This window comes from Priestia sp. JV24 (assembly GCF_025910025.1).
Classification (GTDB): Bacteria; Bacillota; Bacilli; order Bacillales; family Bacillaceae_H; genus Priestia; species Priestia megaterium.
This window is the reverse complement of record NZ_JAPCIN010000012.1, coordinates 199,344-222,034: the sequence shown is the minus strand read 5'-3', so window position 1 is coordinate 222,034 and position 22,691 is coordinate 199,344. Positions and strand designations below refer to the sequence as shown.

General features: G+C 39.3%; 22 protein-coding genes. 3 read left to right on the top strand and 19 right to left on the bottom strand.

Translation table 11 applies throughout. From position 1 onward, the window contains the following. The 8 genes from panB to OK414_RS06775 all read right to left on the bottom strand — a co-directional run bounded on the left by panB (position 1) and on the right by OK414_RS06775 (position 6,693). Entirely contained in the window at positions 1-834 is an 834-nt protein-coding gene (gene panB, locus OK414_RS06810) for a 3-methyl-2-oxobutanoate hydroxymethyltransferase (protein WP_034653438.1), read from the bottom strand. A gap of 272 nt (positions 835-1,106) precedes the next feature. Continuing rightward, a complete protein-coding gene (locus OK414_RS06805) occupies positions 1,107-2,096 on the bottom strand; it encodes a bifunctional biotin--[acetyl-CoA-carboxylase] synthetase/biotin operon repressor (protein ID WP_016763453.1) in 990 nt (329 codons plus the stop codon). Beyond that, positions 2,081-3,274 (bottom strand): CCA tRNA nucleotidyltransferase, encoded by a 1,194-nt coding sequence (locus OK414_RS06800; protein WP_263045426.1) that lies wholly within the window; start codon positions 3,272-3,274, stop codon positions 2,081-2,083. Before OK414_RS06800 ends, OK414_RS06805 begins: the two co-directional genes overlap by 16 nt. A gap of 15 nt (positions 3,275-3,289) precedes the next feature. Next, positions 3,290-4,417: an N-acetyl-alpha-D-glucosaminyl L-malate synthase BshA gene (bshA, locus tag OK414_RS06795; RefSeq protein WP_034653442.1), complete on the bottom strand. Its 1,128-nt coding sequence runs from the start codon at positions 4,415-4,417 to the stop codon at positions 3,290-3,292. Continuing rightward, entirely contained in the window at positions 4,418-5,128 is a 711-nt protein-coding gene (gene bshB1, locus OK414_RS06790; RefSeq protein ID WP_016763451.1) for a bacillithiol biosynthesis deacetylase BshB1, read from the bottom strand. A 10-nt stretch (positions 5,129-5,138) separates the two neighbouring features. Next, complete coding sequence (gene mgsA, locus OK414_RS06785; protein ID WP_013056092.1) at positions 5,139-5,537, bottom strand: methylglyoxal synthase; 399 nt, start codon at positions 5,535-5,537, stop codon at positions 5,139-5,141. A gap of 12 nt (positions 5,538-5,549) precedes the next feature. Further along, positions 5,550-6,350: a 4-hydroxy-tetrahydrodipicolinate reductase gene (gene dapB / locus OK414_RS06780; protein ID WP_013082318.1), complete on the bottom strand. Its 801-nt coding sequence runs from the start codon at positions 6,348-6,350 to the stop codon at positions 5,550-5,552. Between the two features lie 13 nt (positions 6,351-6,363). Then, positions 6,364-6,693: a nucleotide pyrophosphohydrolase gene (locus tag OK414_RS06775; protein WP_013056090.1), complete on the bottom strand. Its 330-nt coding sequence runs from the start codon at positions 6,691-6,693 to the stop codon at positions 6,364-6,366. A 312-nt stretch (positions 6,694-7,005) separates the two neighbouring features. On the opposite strand from OK414_RS06775, the gene OK414_RS06770 reads away from it, so the two are divergent. Continuing rightward, on the top strand, positions 7,006-7,872 hold the full coding sequence (locus OK414_RS06770; protein ID WP_013082317.1) for a YitT family protein: 867 nt from the start codon (positions 7,006-7,008) through the stop codon (positions 7,870-7,872). 27 nt (positions 7,873-7,899) lie between these two features. On the opposite strand, the gene OK414_RS06765 is transcribed toward OK414_RS06770, so the two are convergent. From OK414_RS06765 to OK414_RS06750, 4 genes are all read right to left on the bottom strand, one after another. After that, positions 7,900-8,577 (bottom strand): zinc metallopeptidase, encoded by a 678-nt coding sequence (locus OK414_RS06765; protein ID WP_095379851.1) that lies wholly within the window; start codon positions 8,575-8,577, stop codon positions 7,900-7,902. 64 nt (positions 8,578-8,641) lie between these two features. Beyond that, positions 8,642-9,418, bottom strand: a complete 777-nt coding sequence (locus tag OK414_RS06760; protein ID WP_263045427.1) for a sporulation protein YpjB — start codon at positions 9,416-9,418, stop codon at positions 8,642-8,644. A gap of 84 nt (positions 9,419-9,502) precedes the next feature. Beyond that, a complete protein-coding gene (locus OK414_RS06755; RefSeq protein WP_029325123.1) occupies positions 9,503-10,519 on the bottom strand; it encodes a CAP domain-containing protein in 1,017 nt (338 codons plus the stop codon). Between the two features lie 190 nt (positions 10,520-10,709). Next, positions 10,710-11,129, bottom strand: a complete 420-nt coding sequence (locus OK414_RS06750) for a CBS domain-containing protein (RefSeq protein WP_013056085.1) — start codon at positions 11,127-11,129, stop codon at positions 10,710-10,712. A gap of 185 nt (positions 11,130-11,314) precedes the next feature. On the opposite strand from OK414_RS06750, the gene OK414_RS06745 reads away from it, so the two are divergent. Continuing rightward, a complete protein-coding gene (locus OK414_RS06745; protein ID WP_034653451.1) occupies positions 11,315-11,674 on the top strand; it encodes a YugN family protein in 360 nt (119 codons plus the stop codon). A gap of 36 nt (positions 11,675-11,710) precedes the next feature. Here the strand turns inward: OK414_RS06745 and ctaG are convergent, their stop codons facing one another. The 6 genes from ctaG to cyoE form a co-directional block, all read right to left on the bottom strand. Further along, positions 11,711-12,649, bottom strand: a complete 939-nt coding sequence (ctaG, locus tag OK414_RS06740) for a cytochrome c oxidase assembly factor CtaG (RefSeq protein WP_034653453.1) — start codon at positions 12,647-12,649, stop codon at positions 11,711-11,713. Positions 12,650-12,706: 57 nt separating this feature from the next. Further along, positions 12,707-13,039 carry a cytochrome c oxidase subunit IVB gene (gene ctaF / locus OK414_RS06735; RefSeq protein WP_013082313.1) on the bottom strand — a complete coding sequence of 111 codons (333 nt, stop codon included), beginning with the start codon at positions 13,037-13,039 and terminating at the stop codon, positions 12,707-12,709. A 4-nt stretch (positions 13,040-13,043) separates the two neighbouring features. Next, positions 13,044-13,664 (bottom strand): cytochrome c oxidase subunit III, encoded by a 621-nt coding sequence (gene ctaE / locus OK414_RS06730; protein ID WP_013056081.1) that lies wholly within the window; start codon positions 13,662-13,664, stop codon positions 13,044-13,046. Next, complete coding sequence (gene ctaD / locus OK414_RS06725; protein ID WP_013082312.1) at positions 13,664-15,529, bottom strand: cytochrome c oxidase subunit I; 1,866 nt, start codon at positions 15,527-15,529, stop codon at positions 13,664-13,666. Before ctaD ends, ctaE begins: the two co-directional genes overlap by 1 nt. 34 nt (positions 15,530-15,563) lie before the next feature. Continuing rightward, the gene (gene coxB / locus OK414_RS06720; RefSeq protein ID WP_016763448.1) at positions 15,564-16,619 is read right to left on the bottom strand and encodes a cytochrome c oxidase subunit II; all 1,056 of its coding nucleotides are present in this window, start codon (positions 16,617-16,619) and stop codon (positions 15,564-15,566) included. A gap of 137 nt (positions 16,620-16,756) precedes the next feature. Beyond that, complete coding sequence (gene cyoE, locus OK414_RS06715) at positions 16,757-17,695, bottom strand: heme o synthase (protein ID WP_034653457.1); 939 nt, start codon at positions 17,693-17,695, stop codon at positions 16,757-16,759. Positions 17,696-18,199: 504 nt separating this feature from the next. On the opposite strand from cyoE, the gene OK414_RS06710 reads away from it, so the two are divergent. Further along, positions 18,200-19,102 carry a COX15/CtaA family protein gene (locus OK414_RS06710; protein WP_034653460.1) on the top strand — a complete coding sequence of 301 codons (903 nt, stop codon included), beginning with the start codon at positions 18,200-18,202 and terminating at the stop codon, positions 19,100-19,102. 39 nt (positions 19,103-19,141) lie between these two features. On the opposite strand, the gene pyc is transcribed toward OK414_RS06710, so the two are convergent. Then, complete coding sequence (pyc, locus tag OK414_RS06705; RefSeq protein WP_016763445.1) at positions 19,142-22,591, bottom strand: pyruvate carboxylase; 3,450 nt, start codon at positions 22,589-22,591, stop codon at positions 19,142-19,144. Positions 22,592-22,691: the final 100 nt, after the last annotated feature.

Below are 22,691 nucleotides of genomic sequence, written 5' to 3'. Positions count from 1 at the left end.
TTATTTCCCTCCGTACAGTGCCGTTAACTGCTCTTCTTTCATTGAAAAAGTATGTGCTTCTTTCGGAAACTCTCTTTTTTTCACTTCACTTACATACTGTGAAAGCCCTTGTGAAATAGGCTCATTTATTTTCGCAAATGACTGAACAAATTTGGGCACACGCTCTACGCCGTACGTTAATATATCGTGGTATACAAGTACTTGACCATCCGTGTCAGCTCCTGCTCCGATTCCGATTGTAGGAATGCTTAAGCGTTCAGCTACTTGTTTTGCTACTTGTTTAGGAACACACTCTAATACAACAGCAATAGCTCCCGCCTGCTCACACTTGATCGCGTCTTGGATTAGCTGTTTTGCTTCTTTCGCTTCTTTCCCTTGCACTTTATAACCGCCCAGAACACCGACAGACTGAGGTGTTAACCCGAGATGTGCAACAACCGGAATACCAGCTTGCGTCAATTCTGAAATTGTATAGAGAACATCATTTGCTCCTTCTACTTTTAAAGCATGAGCTCCGCTTTCCTGCATAATGCGAGCAGCATTTCTCATCGTGTCTTCTTTCGACACGTGATAGGACATAAATGGCATGTCGGTGACGATAAATGTATCAGCAGCTCCTCTTTTAACCGCTTTTGTATGATGAATCATGTCATCTACCGTTACAGGAATCGTAGAGTCATATCCTAAAACGACCATTCCTAGAGAATCACCTACTAAAATCATGTCTACGCCTGCTTCCTCAGCGTACTTAGCTGACGGATAATCGTACGCGGTCAGCATCACAATTGGTTCATTGTTTTGTTTCATACGTAAAAAATCTAATTTTGTTTTCACTAACTTTCTCCTCCTTCTCAGAGGAGATGAGCGCACGTCTGCACACAAAAAGCCCTTCTACCTATAAAAGGAAGAAGGACTTTGACAGACTTCATCTATAAAAAGCACACTTTACCTAATGTGCTTACCTATGCGTCATCCCTCTGTCCTAGTCCTTAATGGATCAAGGCAGATTTATTGTCGTATTAAAAATAAACAAACGAGTATCAAGTGAAGTTCTTGCGATACTACCTTGATACTCGTATTATAATAAAAATTTCTTTATTTTTCTACTATTTTTTAGCAGAGAGCTCAATATCTGCAGAATGAATTCGGTGTATAACTCCTTCATCATCTTCAATCAATAAAACGCCTTCATCTGTTATGCCTTTTGCAAAGCCTTCAATGTTGGCTGTCATCGTGCGCGCTATAATTCGCTTGCCAATACTAATTGCATACGTTTCCCAAAGAACTTTAATTAAACCAAAGCCATTTTTTAAGTATTCTTCGTAAAGGGTTTCTAACTTTAAGAAAAACGCTTGCATCAAAGCTGCACGATTAATTTCTTCACCTTTTTCAATACGTAAAGATGTGGCAATGTGTTTGATTTGTTCATTAAAATCCGTTTCCTGCTGATTCACATTGATGCCGATTCCAATGATGACCGAATGAATCCGGTCAAAATCAGCCTGCATTTCTGTTAAAATCCCAACTAGCTTCTTCCCATTTAATAAAACATCATTAGGCCATTTAATGTCTGGAGAAAGGTTCGTCACTTCTTGAATGGCCTGTACAACAGCCACTGCTGATAGTAGAGTCAGCTGAGGAGCCTGCTGCGGTGGGATAGAAGGACGCAGTATAATACTCATCCAGGCACCAGTATATTTTGGGGAATACCACGCTCTATCAAGTCTTCCTCTCCCTGCCGTTTGCTCTTCAGCAACTACGACCGTTCCTTCTTTGGCTCCTTCTTGAGCAATTCGATGAGCAATCTTTTGAGTAGAATGCACGCTTTCCTCATAATGAATATACTGACCGATTTTTGTTGTTTGGAGCCCTAATAAAAGCTCGTTGCTGCTTACTTTGTTCGGCTTCCCAACAATACGATAGCCTTTTTTACGAACAGCTTCAAGTTCATAGCCCTCTTTTCGCAGCTCTTCGATATGCTTCCATACAGCTGTTCTTGAACAGCCTAATAAATCGCTGATCTTTTGGCCAGAGACATAGTCCCCATCTGCGTTCGTAAACATTTCAAGCAGCGTTCTTCTTATATCTGACTGCAAGACTGCACCCACTTTCTTATTGAAGATTTCGTGTTCATTAACTCATTGTATAGAACTTTCTCCTCAATTTCTTTTAACAGTTGAGACACCCATGGACCACCCTTTTTACCTGTCCACACTAAAAGATCTTGACCATTTATATCTAAATCTTTTAAAGAATGAATAGGCAGCTCGCTATAGATGTAAAGAAGCTCATGTTCATTCATATGCTCATTGCTTCGAAGAAGTTGTAAAATACGATTCACGCTTACGCTGGCCTGCTCTCCAATTGTATACATGATGCGTTTTGACCATCCATTTTCCAAAACGTCTCGAAGACCAATAGACTGAAGCTGAATATCTTTAATTTGCTTATTAGATAATTTCCAGCTTTTTAAAAATGCCTGCTTGTCTTGAATGTCGAGTAGATGTACCAGAAGTGTCCATGACTCCGATACTCGCTGAAGCATCATCCAATCGTGTGCACAAACAGATCGGAATTTTTGCGGATCTACATTCAATTGAGGCAAGTAGCGATACAGCTCCGTATCTGCTACAAGTGCTAATGCTAAAGACGGACGCTTTCCGCTCAGCATTTTTTCGAATTCCACTGTAATGCGTTCAATAGAAACATGCCTCAGCAGTTCACCGTATTGTTGAATGGCTCTTTTAGTTTGATCAGACAGCGAAAACGCCAGCTGACTGACAAAGCGAACGGCTCTCATCATACGAAGAGCATCTTCATGAAAGCGTTCTTTAGCATTTCCGACAGTACGAATTAACTGGTTTCGCAAATCTTCTCTTCCATTAAATGGATCAATGATTTCTCCTTTTGCATTCATAGCCATTGCATTGATTGTAAAATCGCGACGCTGCAAATCTTCTATCAGAGACGAAATAAACGTAACGGACGAGGGACGACGAAAATCATCATATTCTCCCTCAGAGCGAAAAGTGGTTACCTCATAGGTCTCGTTCTCATGGACAACGACAACCGTACCATGCTCGATTCCTACATGAATCGTCTTAGGAAAGAGTTCCATCACTTGTTCAGGCCTAGCTGACGTAGCGATATCAATATCTCCAATCGTCCGATTTAAAATGAGATCCCTAACCGCTCCTCCAACAAAATACGCTTCGTAACCGGCTGTCTCCAGTTTTTCAATAACATAAAGCGGATGAATGAACGGTTCTTTCATAACTTCCTCCATTCTTCAACCCTGTACCAATTTATAATAAAGTTTTTCATATTGACTCACAATCTCTGTTGAATGAAATTTATGATTAACTGCGCTTAGAGACGCTTCCCTCATTTGGTGATGCAGCTGTTCATTTTCAAGTAGCTGAATTGCTTTGCTCGCTGCGTCTTCGACGTCTCCCACTTCGCAAATATATCCTGTTTTTTCGTGTTCAATTACTTCAGGAATTCCGCCTATATTTGTTCCGATGCATGGAACACCACAGGCCATAGCTTCTAAAAGTACAAGCCCAAAGCTTTCTTTTTCAGACAATAACAGTTTTAAATCGCTAATCGAATATAATTCTGCTACATTTTCTTGTTTCCCAAGAAATAATACAGAATCTTGAAGATTTAGCTCTCTTACTAATTGAGACACAACCGTCATTTCAGGGCCGTCTCCTACAAGCAGCAGCTTAGACTGAAGCTTTTTATTAATAATAGCAAATGTTTTGACTATATCTGTAACTCGTTTGACTTGACGAAAGTTTGAAATATGAATAACGACTTTTTCATTTTCTAATATGCCATACTCCGCTTTTAAATACTGCACTTCTTTTTTATGATAAACTCGTTCATCAATAAAATTATACATCGTTTCAATTTCTTTATCTGGACTAATCAAATGGTGAGTTTGATCAACAAGTGACTGAGATACAGCCGTCACTGCATCTGATTTCTCAATTCCAAATTTAATTAAGTCTTTTAACGATGGATCCTCTCCTAGAACCGTAATGTCTGTCCCATGAAGAGTCGTCACAATTTTCACTTCGTGCTCCACCATTTGTTTAGCTAAAATCCCGCAAACGGCATGGGGGATTGCATAGTGCGTATGAATAATGTCAAGCTTTTCTCTTTTAGCCACTTCAGCCATTTTACTGGATAAAGCCAGATCATACGGAGGGTATTTAAAGACGGAGTACTGATTTACATCTACTTCGTGAAAATAAATATTTGGATATACTTTCGTCAATCTAAAAGGCATGCTAGAGGAAATAAAATGAATTTCGTGCCCTTTTTCAGCCAGCAGCTTCCCTAGCTCCGTTGCTACCACTCCTGAACCTCCAACGGAAGCATAACATGTAATACCAATTTTTAACTTCATTTATTTTCCACCTACTAAATCGTCGTACATCAAAATCGGTTTTTTAGATAAAAAACCTTCACCGTATGCTACCCCGACTTCTTTGCCAAATAATCGCTCTCTGCTCTCTACCGTTTCAATATATCCGTTTACCAGCGGCGTATCAAACGTATCTGCTGTTTTTATAAATTGACTTTCATAAGCCTCTAGACTAGCTACTTTCTTTTGAAACGTGCTTGATACATCTACGATAAAATCTGGCTTATGAAATCCATTTATCATATAGAAATAAAGAGACTCAGCACGATGAGCTTTTTGCTTTTTATAATCGATATAATTTTTAACGCCAGCGGAAAACATGGCCTCTTCTACAAGCTTTGCACAATTTCCATGATCAGGATGACGATCTTCAAAGTAAGGAGCAAATATAATCCTTGGTTGATACGTGCGAATGACTGAGGCTATTTCAGCTATATACTCTGCCTTTAAAACCAAACCTCTGTCTGGTAAATGCAGATGAATTCGCTCATGAACACCTAAGACATCAGCAGCTTTAGACGCTTCTTGTTTTCGAATTTCAACCGTTCCATTTGAAGAAAGTTCAGCTTGCGTCAAATCGCAAATAACTACCTTCAAACCTTGTTCACTCATTCTTGCAATGGTTCCACCCATGCCGATTTCTACATCATCGGCATGAGCACCAAAGGCAAGGATATCTATTGTTTCTTTCATTATCTTCACCCTATTTTTTTATAATTGAACGCCAATGCAAATCGCCTCGTTCAAGTCCATGAATTAAAATCTCTGCTGTTCCCATATTCGTTGCAAGAGGAACCGCATAGACGTCACATAGGCGCATCAGAGCTGAAATATCAGGTTCATGAGGCTGAGCTGTTAACGGATCTCGGAAAAAAATAACCATATCCATTTCATTTTGAGCAATTAAAGCTCCTATCTCCTGATCTCCTCCAAGCGGTCCTGATTGAAAGCGGTGAACCTTCAAACCTGTTGCTTCTGAAATACGCGTTCCTGTTGTTCCTGTTGCGAACAGCGAATGTTCCTGTAAAATCGCTTGATAGGCTGTTGTGAATTGTACCATATCATTTTTCTTTTTATCATGTGCAATTAAGGCGATTTTCATTTTTCTCGCTCCTTAGTCAATAATATTTTCTAATCCATATACAAGTGTGTCTACGTTCATAACTGTGTCAACAGCTAGCTTCACACCTGACATAAAAGAAGCACGGTTGTATGAATCATGACGGATTTTTAATGTTTGTCCAAATCCTCCGAACATCACTTCTTGGTGAGCAATCAGCCCTGGCAGGCGTACGCTATGTAGGCGGATTCCTTCATAATCTGCACCGCGCGCCCCTTCTAGCAATTCTTTTTCCTCAGGATGACCCTGTTTTTTTGCTTCACGAACTTCACTGATAAGCTCCGCTGTTTTTAAGCCTGTTCCTGATGGTGCATCTAACTTTTGATCGTGATGCATTTCAATAATTTCAACATCATCAAAGTACTTAGCTGCCATTTGTGAAAACTTCATCATTAAAATAGCGCCAATCGCAAAATTAGGTGCAATGATACAGCCAAGTTCCTTCTCTTCAGCAAGCTGCTGTAATTCTTTTAAATCTTCTTCTGAAAAGCCAGTTGTTCCTACAACAGGTCTTACTCCATATGTTAGGGCTGTTTTAGTATGAACGCGCCCAATTTCAGGTGTTGTCAAGTCAACTAAAACATCTGCCTTAACGTCTTGAAAACATTTTTCAATATCCGTGTAGATTGGTGCCTGTACATTTGGCATTCCTTCAATATCACTTATGTATTTTCCTTCATTGATACGATCTACCGCTGCTACTAATTCAAAATGCTCTGTTTCTTCTATTAATAATACAGCTTCTTTTCCCATACGACCTCTTGGTCCTGCAAGTACAATTCGAATTTTGTCCATTCTTTTTCTCTCCTTAGTCTTCTTTTTTCGTCCAGCGATCTTTGTCACGCGTATTAAATTTATTCATAACGCGATCATGCGCTTCTTGTAAATCAATATTTAATGAATTTGCAAAGCAAATTAATACAAATAAAATGTCGCCCATTTCTTCTTCGACCGTACGTTCTGCTTCAGTCGTTTTCTTCGGCTTTTCACCATAATAGTGGTTAATTTCGCGCGATAATTCGCCCACTTCTTCCGACATGCGCGCAAGCATAGCAAGAGGACTAAAATATCCTTCTTTAAATTGGCTAATATATGCATCAACTTCTTGTTGCATTTGCTCCATCGTTTTTTTTGACATCTTTTTATTTCACCTCTTTTAGAAGTACACTCAGCTTACTATTATAACATCTTTACTTCAAATTATTTAGTGTAATTACTTCTTCTTACCAAGCCTTTACCAGATGCTCTTTCACAATATTCCTCACGTTGCCCTTAATTCTCAAAAATCTGTCTATATTTTACGAATTGAGGATACTACTAATACATAGCACTAGAAGAAACATCATCACTTTTTACTATTTTCAAAAATCTTTTCGATAGTTATTTACGAAATGAAATATATTCCTTTATGATAAGGTAGTGCAAAAACGGTCATAGGAGGTTTGTAAGTATGAAAGGTCTCAGATTAAAAAATATTATTTTTATACTGCTTGGTGCTGCCATATTTGCGTTTGGACTTGTTAATTTTAACATGCAAAACAATTTAGCTGAAGGTGGATTCACAGGCATTACCCTGCTTTTATTTTTCTTATTTAACATTGATCCCTCTTATTCTAACTTAGTGTTAAATATTCCTTTGTTTTTTGTAGGGTGGAAACTATTAGGGAGAACAGCATTTATTTATACCATGCTCGGAGTCGTTAGCTTATCCCTATTTTTATGGATATTCCAGCGCTTCCCAGTGAATATGCCCCTGCGTCATGATATGACTCTAGCAGCTCTTTTTGCCGGTGTTTTTATTGGAGTGGGTCTTGGCATTATTTTCAGGTTTGGAGGAACAACAGGAGGAGTCGATATCATCGCACGTGTTGTGCAAAAATATATCGGGTGGAATATGGGGAAAACGATGTTTCTTTTTGACTTTATTGTGATTAGTGCGTCTCTCATTTATTTATCCTACCGAGAAGCTATGTACACACTTGTTGCAGTCTTTGTCGCTGCACGGGTTATTGACTTTATGCAAGACGGCGCGTATGCCGCCAAAGGAGCAACGATCATTTCAAATCATAACGAAGCCATATCGGATAAAATTATGAAAGAAATGGATCGAGGCGTGACGATTTTAAAAGGACAAGGTTCTTTTTCTAAGCAAGATACCAACGTGCTATACTGCGTGGTTAGTAAAAATGAAATTTTCCGTTTAAAGCAAGTTATTACTTCTGTAGATCCGCACGCATTCGTTGCAGTTACGGATGTTCATGATGTCTTAGGCGAAGGATTTACCCTTGATGAAAATAAAAAACCGCTTGAAAGATAAAAAAATACCGCTAATGCGGTATTTTTTTTAGTCGTCGTTATTCATTCCTGTATAAATCATGATTAAACGAACCAACTCAAGAACTGCTACGGCTGCAGCTGCTACGTATGTTAAAGCCGCTGCGTTAAGCACTTTACGCGTCTCGCGCTCTTCGTCATTTCTAATCGCTCCGACTGAGACGATTTGCGTCATCGCTCGGCTTGAAGCGTTAAATTCAACAGGCAGTGTTACAAGTTGGAATACGACAGCTGCTGCCATGAAGATAATTCCAAGTAGTAATAACCCACTAGCCTGCGCGATAATTCCAATCATAATTAAGATCCATGATACGTTAGACCCTAAACTTGCTACCGGCACAAGCGAGTGACGAAGGCGTAAAAACGAATAGTTTTCTTTGTCTTGAATCGCGTGTCCCACTTCGTGAGCCGCAACGGCAGCGCCTGCGACAGACGTTCCGTAGTAGTTGTCTTCTGATAAACGAATGACTTTTGAGCGAGGATCGTAGTGATCCGATAAAAATCCGCCTACAGGCTCTACGTGAACATTGTACAATCCGTTTTCATCCAAAATTTTCCTTGCTACTTCTGCGCCTGTCATTCCTGATGAGTTGCTTACTTTTGAATATTTTTTGTAAGCACTTCTCACCTTAAACTGTGCCCAAATTGGCACAAGGATAATAATGAGAAAATAAATCAAAAAGCTCATTTACCCACACCTTTCATTATGTGTTTGACTACTCTTTTATTTTAGACAATTCTGCGCTTTTACGTCAATCATTACGCCCTCTAGCTGACTTTCTTTTCTGGTCAGCAAAATATTTTCGCGCTCCTACATAAAAAAGTGTAGCAATAATAATACTTCCGGTGGTAATTGTAACCCAAATAAAAGACGGGTCTGTACGATTTTCTTTTACTTGTTCAAAAAAATCTTTTAAGTTTTGTTCCATTTGGTTAAACTGCTCATCGTTAATCTCACTTAGCGTTCCTTCAGTTTGTAAAAAGTGAACGTCCGCGCTCACACGCTGTACATAGGGAAACGACACGTCTACCTGCGCGCTCGGTAAGATCATATCATATTCCTTCAAAAATTGCTTAAGCTGCGCTTCATAAGCCGATTGTTCTCCTTTTACCGCTTCATTTCGCATCTCTTTAAATGTTGCTAGCATACTGCCTTCGAGCTCAGTCCACATAGGCTGATGCTTGCTGTGCAGCGCATCGACTAACAATCGAAATTGAGTAGCTTTTTGAAGACGTTCTTCATCACTGGAATCAGAAGATAAAAGAGACCTTTCTACCTGTTCATAACAAAGAGTTAAAATACGTATATCTTCGGCCGATACGCCCAAAGAAGCTGTATTGAGACTGGTAAATTCATTCGAAAAGTTTCTGAACAAATGTTGGGCTGCTTTATACTCCTTTTGCTCTACAAGCGATAGCGTTTGATCAGATAAGTTATCAAGCTTTTCCCACTGCCCTTCAGCTGCATGTACAGTAGTCGTATATGCAAAGAAAAGTACGAGCAATATTCCTACTATTCTTCCTTTCATTCTCGTCCCTCCTCTAACCTCTACTAAAACTTATGAGAAAGAGGACAAGAGTAGACCAATTTTCAAAAGGAAGTTTTAATCTTACTATTCATTCATCGGAGTGATAAAGTTTTGCGTGTAATATTTCTCATATACACCTACACCAAGACGCGTAAACTCTTTATTGAGTAAAGCCTTACGATGTCCCTCACTATTAAGCCACCCTTCAACCGCAGCGATTCCATCCTGATAATTCGAGGCAATATTTTCGCCCGCGATACGGTATACTACATCACCTTTTTGCAGACGGTTGCCTAAATCACCTTGTGCTGGTGAAACGTGAGAGAAATAGTTTAAGTCGCTCATTTCTTTGCTGTGTAAATAAGCTACTCCGGCAGTGGCTTCGTCCCAAGCTAAAGGCGACAGCTGAAACCGGTCTCGAATTACATTTGTAATATCGATAATTTGCTGTTCTTCTCCTTCTTGGACACTTTTCCACTCCTCCGATGTCAATGACGGAGCTGTGGGAAGCTCGCCGCGGTAAACAATTTCGTACGGACGCTGTTTTAATAGCGTGTCCATGTCCATAATTCGAATACTTGAGATTGTATTAAGGAACTGATCAAAATATAGTTGGACGTATACATCTCCATATTTAATAATGGGACGCATTTTCATATCCTCTTCACTCAGACGAAATCGGTATTCATTTCCGTCTTTTTGAAGCGTGAGTTCCGATGAAAGTGAAACTCTTTTTTCTACTTCCTCTCGCTTCTCACCAATCTCAAAAGGATCTGTATTTGTTTTTGAGCCAATGACGTATACAGATACGACTTGATTATTTTCTACTCCTACCTGCGCATAAGTTTGACGATTCTTTTTGTAAATCCACCAATCATAGCCATATGCAGAAGAATCAATACGATCCGGCTCTCCAAGCATTCCAATTAACTGTTCTGAATGATCTCCAATGAGCCTCATCATATTTTCACTTTGTTTTTCATAAGAAGCCACTTCTTGTGTGGGCTGACTTTTGGAATCCGTTTGGTTTTGCTCAATATTTTGACCCGTTAGATATTTTTCTAGCTGAGGTAAATAATCCTCCGCGTATACAAATGCCACTATTAATACGAGAATAAAAATAACTTTTTTCAGCTTTTCTTCCTCTCCTTACACCTGTTTTCTTTACCTGTTTAACTTATTTTTATCTCTATTATACATGCATTCAAAAAAAAATAGCTATCGGTATGAAGGAAACAAAAGAAAAAGCCAACTATTTACGAATATACTGCAAACAGTTGGCTTTCGCTTTTTAATGCGTTTGTTGTGAAATGTCTGAGAGCGCTTCTCCTGCACGTTCATTTGCATAGCGAAACGTTGATAAATCACCTAGCGATACAATCCCTACTAGCTTTTGATTTTCCACAACAGGAAGACGACGGATTTGATGTTGAGCCATAAGCTTAGAAGCTTCTTCTACAGAGGCTTCCGCTGTAATAGTTATAAGCTCTTCACTCATAACATCCGTTACTTTACTTGAATTTGGCTTCTTTTCTGCGATGCCTTTTATAACTAAGTCTCGATCTGTAATCATTCCTACTAGCTGATCTCTATCGACAATTGGAATTGCTCCTACATTCCATTCCTTCATTTTCACTGCTACTTCATATACGTTATCAAGCGTGGTGCATGTTTCCGTATCAGCTGTCATTACCTCTTGTACAGTTTTCATTGTTTCATCCTCCTTTACATCGTGTGCTCGTTTTATAGTGTGACCAACTTTTTAGTAAACTTTCGTATTTAAAACGTTTAAATAAAAATAGATAACGTTTACATTTTTCCTTATTAGATATTGCAAGTTTTATCCATTCGGCTTATGATTTAATTGGGGTATATCTGTTTTGGGAGGGAGTTCATATGAAATTTGAATATGCAAAATTTGATTCATTAAAGGTTGATTTAGATTTATTAGATGAGATTATGCATCAATTTGGTCTGGTCCGCGCCGGACAATGGGATTATGAACGCGTCACGTACGATCGAAAATTCGAGTTTCAGCGAGATACCTTCTATTTGCGAGTCCAAGGACATGCTATTTCAGGCGATGTAGGGGGCAGGCATGCTGTTATTCACCTTATGACACCTCTGCTAGGCAAACATTATTATCCTCACGGTGTAGAATATGGAGACGGCGAATACTTTCCACCATCTCTTGTAGAACAGTGTGAAAAGATATTAGCACAAATCAAATCACAGCTTGAAACCGTTCAGCTATAGAATTAGAAAAAGCGCAGTAATCACACTGCGCTTTTTTTAATTCAAAGGAGGAGTAGTCGAAAATTCCTTTGGTTTTATATCTTGAGGCTCAGTAAAATCGGGCATGTACGTATCTTTCTCTCGTTCTTTTCGAGCCCACTGAAAAAAAATAAATCCTAAAACCGTTCCATACACAATTTCTTGAATAATCTTCATAATAACGCCGCCTAGCTGCTGATCTTCCACGGGCGGCAGCGTATTAAACATCTCGGGAGCAAGCTGCCCTAAACTTGCAATCATAGAAGGCGGTACACAAAGGGAAAGAGCTTGTACCCAAGCGCTTGAATCTGTATACGTCGCATATAAAGAATGATTTGCAAAAATAATCAGCGCGCATGCTGGAGTAAGGAGTACGCCATCTGCAAAAATGTATCCAAGTTTTTTTAAAGAACTTAGCTTTTGTTCTTCTTCTAGCTGATTAACGAGTGGCCACCACATGCAAAATGCAGCGACAAATAATACAACACTCACGATTCCGTGGAGCATCATATCCGTTTTAATAAAATCAAAAAGCAGCGGAATATGATACAAAGAGAATAACCCATTGAATAATAGTAGCGCAATTAAGGGCTGTGTAAAGAATTTAAAAATAGGTTTAACTCCTCTTACATAAATAACAGAACGAGCTAACCACGGCGGAATTCCTAAAATAAAAAGCGGAGGAATCACCAAGTAAACGATTGCCATTTGCGTCATATGAGCACTAAACATAAAATGCCCTAGTAAATCTACAGGTCCTCCTTTACATATATATAAAAGAACCATGCTAATAACAAAATACGCTTTTGTTTTTCTGTTTACGGCCACCGCTCCTATAAAGTTCCCTCTCCATCTACCAACGATGAAAAAATATAAGGCGGTCACCAGACAAATGGTTAAAAAATAGTAAGGACTCCAAAGTGCTTCAAAACCAAACATCTGCAAATTGTTAATCAACGTCTATTCCTCCTTCTACAGATGATGAAAAGGACTGGCGCATGCCAGCCCTTTTCTTTACCACCAAATAATGGTTACAAAAGCTAAAATGGTTAAAAGAGCTACCAATACACCTGAATACAAGAAAAATGCTGGTATGGTATGTCCTTTGTGGTTCATATGCATGAAATAATAAAGTTGAAAGATGACTTGAACAACGGCCAAGAGCACAATCACCGGCATAATGTACCATCCGCTAAACTCTTGATAAACCGCAAAAAAAGCAATTAGCGTTAGAAACAACATCATCCCAAAAGAGATAACTTGCATTTTCATATCTTCTGCGTTTCTTTTTTTACGATAATCTAAATTGAGCCTTGGGTTATCTGAGTTTGATTGATTTGTCGTCATCAGCTTATCCCACCATTCCCATTAAATATACAACCGTGAAAATAAAGACCCACACAACATCGATAAAGTGCCAGTATAAACTTGCGACATAATATTTAGGAGCGTTATATAAGTTTAACCCCCGCTTCGCATTTCGAATCATCAAAGAACCAATCCAAAGCAATCCGAACGTTACGTGAGCTCCGTGGGTCCCAACCAGCGCGTAGAAAGAAGAACCGAATGCGCTGCTTGTAAACGTATGCCCTTCATGAACATAATGCCTGAACTCATAAATTTCTAGCCCTAAAAACGCTAAACCTAAAAGCCACGTAACGCCTAACCATAGCTGCATCTTTTTAAATTCAAAATTTTTCATATGATACATAGCATATACGCTTGTTAGTGAACTTGTTAATAAAATCATGGTGGCTGCAAAAACAAGCTTAATATCAAACAATTCTTCTGGCTTAGGTCCTGACATCGTTGAATTACGTAAAGCTAAATAAGTAGCAAAAAGTGAAGCAAACAAAACCGTCTCTCCGCCTAAAAAGAGCCAAAAGCCAGTAAATTTATTTTTCCCTTCAAGCGTTGCTTTTTCAGGCGAAGCAGGGAAAGTTTCAGCAGTTAGCTTTTGTTCAGTCTCCATTACATCTTCGCCTCCTTGTCATCATCAACTAAGTCTTCTTTATGAATATGAAAGCCGTGATCATCAATCCATGAACGGAAGAACATCGATAAAAACATGACGATCATTCCGATAATCCCTACAATATCTCCCCACGCATGATCATTTCGATACAAAAAGCCAATCCCTGCAATAAACATTCCAAGCGATATCATAAATGGAATAAACGACGAGTTTGGCATATGAATATCACCAAGAGGTTCGGCTGGCGTCATTTCTTTATTTCCTGCCATTTTTTCAATCCAATATGCATCTAACCCGCGTACAAGCGGCGTTTGTTTAAAGTTATACTCTGGAGGCGGAGATGAAATAGCCCATTCTAATGTGCGTCCGTCTCCCCAAGGGTCTCCTCCTACCTTTTGTCCTTTGGCAGTTGTTTTTATAATATTAACCAGTAAAATGAGCGTAGCAACCGCCATGAAAGCAGCTCCTGATGAACTGATTGCATTCCCAAGGTCAAGACCTTGATTAGGCAAGAACGTCCATACGCGGCGAGGCATCCCCATTAGTCCTAAGAAATGCTGAATAAAGAACGTTAAGTGGAAACCAATCAAAAAGAGCCAGAACGTTGCTTTGCTTAACTTTTCATCTAACATCTTCCCAAACATTTTTGGCCACCAGTATGTGACACCTGCTAATATAGCGTATACGACACCGCCTACGATAACGTAATGGAAGTGAGCAACGATAAAATAAGAATCTTGAAATTGATAATCTGCAGGTGCTACAGCTGCCATAACTCCTGTTACTCCCCCGATAACAAATGATGGAATAAAAGCGACAGCATACAGCATTGGAGACGTAAACTCAATACTTCCTCCCCAAAGCGTAAACAACCAGTTGAAAATTTTAATTCCAGTTGGAACGGCGATAGCCATCGTAGCGACAGCAAAAATGGCATTTGCAATTGGACCAAGTCCGGTTGTAAACATGTGGTGAGCCCACACCATGAACCCTAAAAATCCGATTAATACGGTAGCAAAAACCATCGACGAGTACCCGAATAATCTCTTTCTTGAAAAAGTAGGTAAAATTTCAGAGAAAACACCAAACGCTGGAAGAATTAAAATATATACTTCCGGATGACCGAATATCCAGAAAAGATGTTCCCAGATAATGGTGTTCCCACCCATTGTGGCGTCAAAAAAGTTTCCCCCGAATAAGCGGTCAAAAATCATTAAAAACAATCCAACCGTTAGTGCTGGAAACGCAAACAAAATAAGGGCTGATGCAACAAACGTCGTCCACGTAAACAGCGGCATACGCATATAAGTCATACCTGGCGCCCTCATGTTAATGATTGTCACGAGAAAGTTGATACCTGAAATCAATGTCCCGGCTCCGGAAATCTGCAAACCTATCGCATAAAAATCAATTCCGTGACCAGGTGATGCAATAGACAGCGAAGCATATGAGGTCCACCCTGCATCAGGTGCTCCTCCTAAAAACCAGCTTAGATTTAAAAAGAGTCCCCCAAAGGCAAACAACCAAAAACCTAACAAATTTAAAAATGGAAATGCTACATCTCGAGCTCCAATTTGCAGCGGAACAACTGCATTCATCATGGCAAAAAGAAGCGGCATTGCGGCTAAGAAAATCATTGTTGTTCCATGCATTGTTAAAATTTCATTATACGTTCCTGCACTAACAAAGTCATTGCTTGGTATAGCCAGCTGAATACGTATAAATAGCGCTTCCACTCCTCCGACTAGAAAAAAGATACCGCCGGCAATTAGATAAAGAATGGCAATTTTCTTATGGTCAACGGTTGTCATAAAGTCCCAAATTGTTCCACCTACACCCTTCTTTTGACTGAGTGTACTCATCGCTAAACCTCCCCTTTTAAAAACGACTGGACGTTTATTTTTCTTTTAAACTCATTAAATAGTCTGCTAGCTCATTCACTTGTTCATCTGTTAAGTCAGGATATGTACCACTCATCTTATTACCCGGCTTAACTTTTTCAGGGTCTTTTAACCATTTTTTGATATTTTCCTTGTTGTGAGGAAGCACCCCAGCTACACGCTCACGTTCAGAAAAACCGGCTAAGTTTGGTGCTTGACGAGCTTGTTCTGGACGATTGTCTTTGACGTCAACAGCATGACATCCGATACAGCTTTCATTAAAGACCTCTTGACCAGCTTTTGCGGATGCTGTTTCTACATCAGGCTTTGCCTTTTTCAAATCTTTTGCCCACGTATCAAATTCATCGCTTGATACAGCCCGTACTTTAAAGTCCATAAGAGAATGAGATGGACCGCAAAGCTCAGCACATTTTCCGTAGAAAACCCCGTTAGCTTCCTTCGATTTTTTAGAATCAAACACTAGCCAGAATTTATTATCATTTTCTGTGTTAGCATCGAGCTTTCCTCCAACTGAAGGAATCCAGAATGAGTGCTTGACGTCAGAAGCTTTAATGTTAAAGTAGACTTTTTTATCCGTTGGAACAACTAGATCTTGCGATGTAATAATTTTTTGATTAGGATACTCAAATTCCCACCAGTACAAGTTAGCGCGCACATTTACTACGACAGCATCTTTGTCCTTCATTCCTTTTACATCCGCTAGCTTAAATGTTGAGATGACCGTTGGAACAGTCAAAATAATCAGCAGCAAGATAGGTATCACTGTCCATATAATTTCTAACTTTCTGCTTCCCTCTACTTGCTTTGGAATCACATTTTCTTCGCCTTTACGACGACGAAAGCGCAAAATAACAAATATAAAGATAATGGTGACAACAATAATAACTAAAACCATGATGGCTGTACTAAGCAGCATAAGCGAATATTGTTCTTCAGCTACCTCACCTGCAGGCTTAAGTGTTGACAAAAACGGTTTTCCACAGGCCGATAACACGAATGCAAGCAGCGTAAATAACGACAAAACGCGAAAGTTCAATCGCCATTTTTTCATACCATTCCCCAACCTCTCTTTCATTGACGTGATTTCATCTATGCCCTCTTGAGCATAAAACTTATTCCTTCTATAATGAATTCTACATGTAGAAGAAATCCCCCTTGTGCAGTGTCGCATTCAGTGAAAGATTTTATCTAGGCAAAAAGCGTTGCGACAATCATTGAGACAAATAAAATAGTTAAATAGTTTAGTGAGTAGACAAACATCATGCTAGCCCACTTTGTGTCTTCTTGTTTATTGTATTGAGCAAATCCTAAAAATAGCCATCCTATGTTTAAAACAGTGGCCAAAATTAGAAATGGAGTGCCTAATTCGTATAAATAAAGAGGTAATGGCAACAAACAAGCAATCCAAATGAGAATCTGTCGTTTTGTAAGCTCAAACCCGTGTACAACAGGCAACATAGGGATTCCCGCTGCCCGGTATTCTTCACATCTTCGCATAGCAAGAGCTAGAAAATGAGGGGGCTGCCAAATAAACATGATTAAAAATAATACCCAAGCCACTACATGTAAATTGGGATCAATAGCCGCCCATCCAATTAAAGGCGGGACAGCTCCTGATATACTTCCGATTACTGTATTAATTGTGTATAGTCTTTTGGACCACATGCTGTAAAGAACTACATATGTAAGTATTCCTGCTAATCCAATGAGAGCGGCTACTGAAGAAACAACTAGTAGCATAAGCAAGCCGGTTAACGTAAAACCGATTCCAATCCCAAGGACCGTCAAAGGTGTAAAACTCCCTGTCACTGTAGGTCGTCCCTTTGTTCGTTCCATTAGAGGGTCAATGTCACGATCTATGTAATTGTTCAAACTGCATGAACCGGCGATGATAAGTGAAGAACCTATTAAAGTAAAAAATGCTTTATCCAGGTTTTCTAAGAAGTGTTGTTCGTTGAAGAAAAGAGCTAGCCAAAAACCAGTAAAGGTGGTGATGAAATTCGAGTTGACTATTCCAATTTTAATCGTAGCTAAAAAGTCTGACCAAACGGAACTATTTTCGCTTACATGAGCTGTGTTAGGCGATGCAGAAAGCGTTGAATCTTCCACCATTTTTGAATCTTCCATGGCGCTTCCTCCTTTACTCATCCACAGACTTTTATCTAGTAAATAAAGAGTCTATAAATGAAGGCGTTTTCAACATATTTTTACAAAAATCTCCTCTTTGTTCACAAAGAAGTCATATTCCTCTCACCAAAGCTACTTAAAAGCTTCACATGTAAACGGTAAAATAGTAGAGAAATATCTATTTCTCATGTTTATTAAACCATATTTTGCCGTTACTTTGTGAATAATTCATGAAAAAAATATGGATTTTTTTTGTCATGAGCTAAATGCATGTCCCTGTCACTTGTTAAAAGATATTTGTGCAAGTAAAATAGTTTTCTGCACGGTACCTTTTACATATCTGCAGAGTCAAACTCATGAATAAACCTTACACTTTCTACCATTATAACAAATTCAATCAAGTTTATGGAGAATAAATGAAATTTATGTTTAATATACAAAAAGATTAGGATAAATTGTTTAGCTCGTTATATTACTTACTTTGCTTTTAGGATGGTGATTATTGTGCGACTGGGATTAAAATTTTTATCCGTTGTGACGAGCATGGCCATGTTACTTATTCTACTTGGCGGTGCCCTTGTCACGAAAACTGGTTCAGCAGACGGGTGCGGAGATTCTTGGCCTCTGTGTAATGGACAGCTCATTCCTGACCCTTTAACATTTGAAACCGTTGTTGAATTAAGCCACCGCTTAGTTTCTGGCGTGTCGGGCTTTCTTGTGCTCGCTTTATGCGTATGGGCATGGATTTCACTAGGGCATATAAAAGAAGTTAGACCTTTAGCGTTTATCTCTTTTTTCTTCCTAGTACTGCAAGCATTAATTGGGGCCGCTGCCGTTATGTGGGGGCAATCAGATGCAGTGCTTGCTCTTCATTTTGGTATTTCTCTTATTTCGTTTGCTTCTGTGCTGCTGTTAACACTTATTATCTTTGAAGTGGATCAAAAGCTCGACGCAACTAATATGCAGCTAGGCTCTAAAATGAAAAAACATATTTACGGGGTTATCTTGTACACATATGCCGTTGTGTACACGGGCGCGCTTGTTCGCCATAAAGAAGCTAGCTTAGCTTGTCCAGACGTTCCATTTTGTTCAAACGGAAACGGTTGGCTGCCTGTTGATTTGAATCAGTGGATTCAAATGGGACATCGATTCGCTGCTGTTTTAACGTTTGTATGGATTTTAGCCGCCTTTATCCATGCAGTTAAATATTATCGCCATCAAAAAAATATTTTTTACGGATGGTTAGCTGCTCTCATTCTAGTTACTTTTCAGGCGGTTTCCGGTATGCTTGTTGTTGTCACACGTTTGCAGCTAGAGCTCGCGCTTGCTCATTCTTTAATTATCTCTTTCCTATTCGGTGTATTAAGCTACTTAACCTTACTTGCAACGCGTCATACACATAATTGATCAAAAAAGGTACGAGCTCAGAGCTCGTACCTTTTTTGATCAGCTTTCTAATTCAATTAATAAATCTCCCGGCTGAATGCCATCTCCACTCGACACGTGTACTTGTTTAATCACGCCGTCAAATGGTGCTTGCACGGTTGTTTCCATTTTCATTGCTTCTGTGATCATTAAGTGATCACCTTTTGAGACTTTATCGCCTTTTTCTACTACTACTCGAATAACGGTTCCAGGCATTGAAGCACCGATGTGGGCCGGATTTGCTTGATCGGCTTTTTGTTTTGCCGTAACGGTTGTTTTAACACTTTCGTCTTTAATCACGACTTCACGAGGCTGACCGTTCAATTCAAAGTATACTGCTCGCGTACCGTCTGCCTGCGGTTCTCCAATGGATACAAGGCGAACAATTAAGGTTTTTCCTTTTTCAATCTCAATTTCAATCTCTTCTCCTAAACGCATGCCGTATAGGAAAGTCGGGGTATCAAGAACAGAAATATCCCCGTATTGTTCGACTGCTTTGTGATAATCCATAAATACTTTTGGATACAACGCATAAGCAATGGCATCAAAACTCGTTACTTGACGATTTAAGTCTTTAAACAGCTTTTCTTTCACTGCATCGAAGTCCACATCTTCTAACAGTTCTCCAGGACGAACTGTAATAGGTTTTCTGCCTTTTAGAATGATGCGCTGAAGCTCTTTAGGGAATCCCCCGTGAGGCTGTCCTAAATACCCTTCAAACAATTCAATAACTGAATCCGGGAAGTCAAGCGTTTCACCGCGCTCAAACAGCGTTTCTTCTGTCAAGTTGTTTTGGACCATAAACAATGCCATATCTCCAACTACTTTTGATGATGGCGTAACTTTTACAATATCACCAAATAACAAATTCACGCGTGAATACATATCTTTTACTTCATCCCAGCGGTTTCCTAAACCAACTGCTTTTGCTTGTTGCTGTAAGTTGCTATATTGACCGCCTGGCATTTCATGCACATATACTTCTGTATGAGGAGCGTTCATGCCGCTTTCGAAGTCTTGGTAATATTTTCGCACGTCTTCCCAATAGTAAGAAAGCTCTTCTAGATTTTTAATATCTAGATTTGGTCTGCGGTCCGCACCTTCTAAGGCGTAATAAAGAGAGTTAGCACTTGGCTGAGACGTTAAGCCTGCCATTGAGCTTACGGCTACGTCTACAATGTCTACACCTGCTTCAATTGCTTTTGCATACGTGTATACACCGTTTCCGCTTGTATCATGCGTATGAAGGTGGATTGGAATATCAACCGTTTCTTTTAGAGCCGATACTAAATCATAAGCTGCCTGTGGTTTTAAAAGACCCGCCATATCTTTAATGCCCAGGATATGTGCTCCAGACTGCTCAAGCTCTTTTGCTAAGTTCTTGTAGTAATCCAAATCATACTTACGGCGCGTCGGATCTAAAATATCACCTGTATAACACATTGCTGCTTCTGCAATCTTTCCTGTTTGACGAACGGAGTCAATTGCAAGAGTCATTCCTTGCACCCAGTTTAAGCTGTCAAAGATACGGAAAACATCAATACCTGCATAAGCTGATTTTTCAACAAATTCTTTAATTACATTATCAGGATAGTTTTTATATCCAACCGCATTTGACGCGCGAAGAAGCATTTGGAAAAGAACGTTTGGGGCTTGTTGACGTAAAGTAAGCAAGCGATCCCACGGATCTTCTTTTAAGAATCGATAAGCAACATCAAACGTTGCTCCCCCCCACATTTCCATAGAAAATAAATCTGGAAGCAAGCGTGCAGTTGGGTTAGCTACTTGTTTTAAGTCGTTTGTACGAATACGCGTTGCTAAAAGAGACTGATGGCCATCACGGAAGGTTGTATCCGTTAATAGCACTTCCTTGCGTTCTTTCACCCAATTTACTAGCCCTTCAGCGCCTTTTTCATCTAAAATCTGCTTTGTTCCGTTTTGAATTGGTTTGCTTATATCCACACTAGGAACGCGCGGTTTTGTAAAGATTGGCTTTTTCTTTTCCGATACACCTGGGAATCCGTTTACCGTAACATTCCCAATGTATGTAAGCATTTTAGTTCCGCGGTCTTTTCGCTTCGGGAAAACAAAAAGTTCAGGCGTTGTATCAATAAATGATGTATCATAAGCACCTGTTAAGAACTTATCATGCTTCACTACATTTTCAAGGAACGGAATATTGGTTTTAATTCCACGAATACGAAATTCTTTTAAGTTTCGTACCATTTTTGATGCGGCTTGATCGAATGTTAATGCCCATGTTGTTACTTTTACTAACAGTGAATCATAATAAGGCGTAATTACAGCACCTTGGAAACTGTTTCCCGTATCTAAACGTACGCCAAAACCGCCACCAGAACGATAAGCCATAATCTTACCCGTATCCGGCATAAAATTGTTTAACGGATCTTCTGTCGTTACACGAGATTGAATCGCATATCCATGTACGTGAATTTGATCTTGTGCAGGAATGGATACTTCCTTGCTGTGAAGCCCGTAGCCGTCTGCAATTAAAATTTGCGATTGAACGATATCAATACCTGTAATCATTTCAGTAATTGTGTGCTCTACTTGAACACGTGGATTTACTTCAATAAAATAAAAATCGTTTCCTGATACTAAAAATTCTACTGTACCAGCATTTATGTACTGCACTTTTTCCATCAGCTGCACAGCTGCTTCACAAATGCGGAGACGTAAGTCTTCATCTATAGAAACACTTGGTGCTACTTCTACTACTTTTTGGTGACGACGCTGCACAGAACAGTCGCGTTCATAAAGATGCACAACATTTCCTTGTTCATCACCTAAAATTTGCACTTCAATATGTTTTGGATTTTCAACTAGTTTCTCGACATACACTTCATCATTACCAAAAGCAGCTTTTGCTTCTGATTTAGCACGGTCATAAGATTCGTTCAGGCTGTCTGCATCGCGAACGATACGCATGCCTCGACCGCCTCCGCCCAAAGCAGCTTTGATCATTAGAGGATATCCATGCTGATTAGCAAATTCTTTTGCTTCGTCAATTGAATCAATAGGACCATCGGTACCAGGAATAACGGGAATATCTGCTTGAATAGCCTGATGACGTGCTTTTACTTTATCCCCAAACATATCAAGATGCTTGGATTTTGGACCAATAAAAATAATGCCTTCTTCTTCGCAACGTTTCGCAAATTGGATATTTTCTGACAAAAAACCGTAGCCAGGGTGAATAGCATCTACATCATGAGACTTAGCAATGTCGATGATGCCTTCTATATCTAAATAAGCATCAATCGGTTTTTTCTCCGCTCCTACTAAATAGGCTTCATCCGCTTTGTAACGGTGATAAGAACCTGCGTCTTCCTTAGAATAAATTGCAACAGTCCGAATATTCAGTTCAGTACATGCTCGAAATACACGAATCGCAATTTCTCCTCGGTTTGCTACTAATACTTTTTTGATTTTTTTAGTTACAAAACTCATGTTGCTAATCTCCTCTCAATTTCGTATAAACTTCAATATATAGCAAAATTGGATAAAAGAAAAGCAAAAATCAATGGAAAATGATAAAATTCCAATAAAT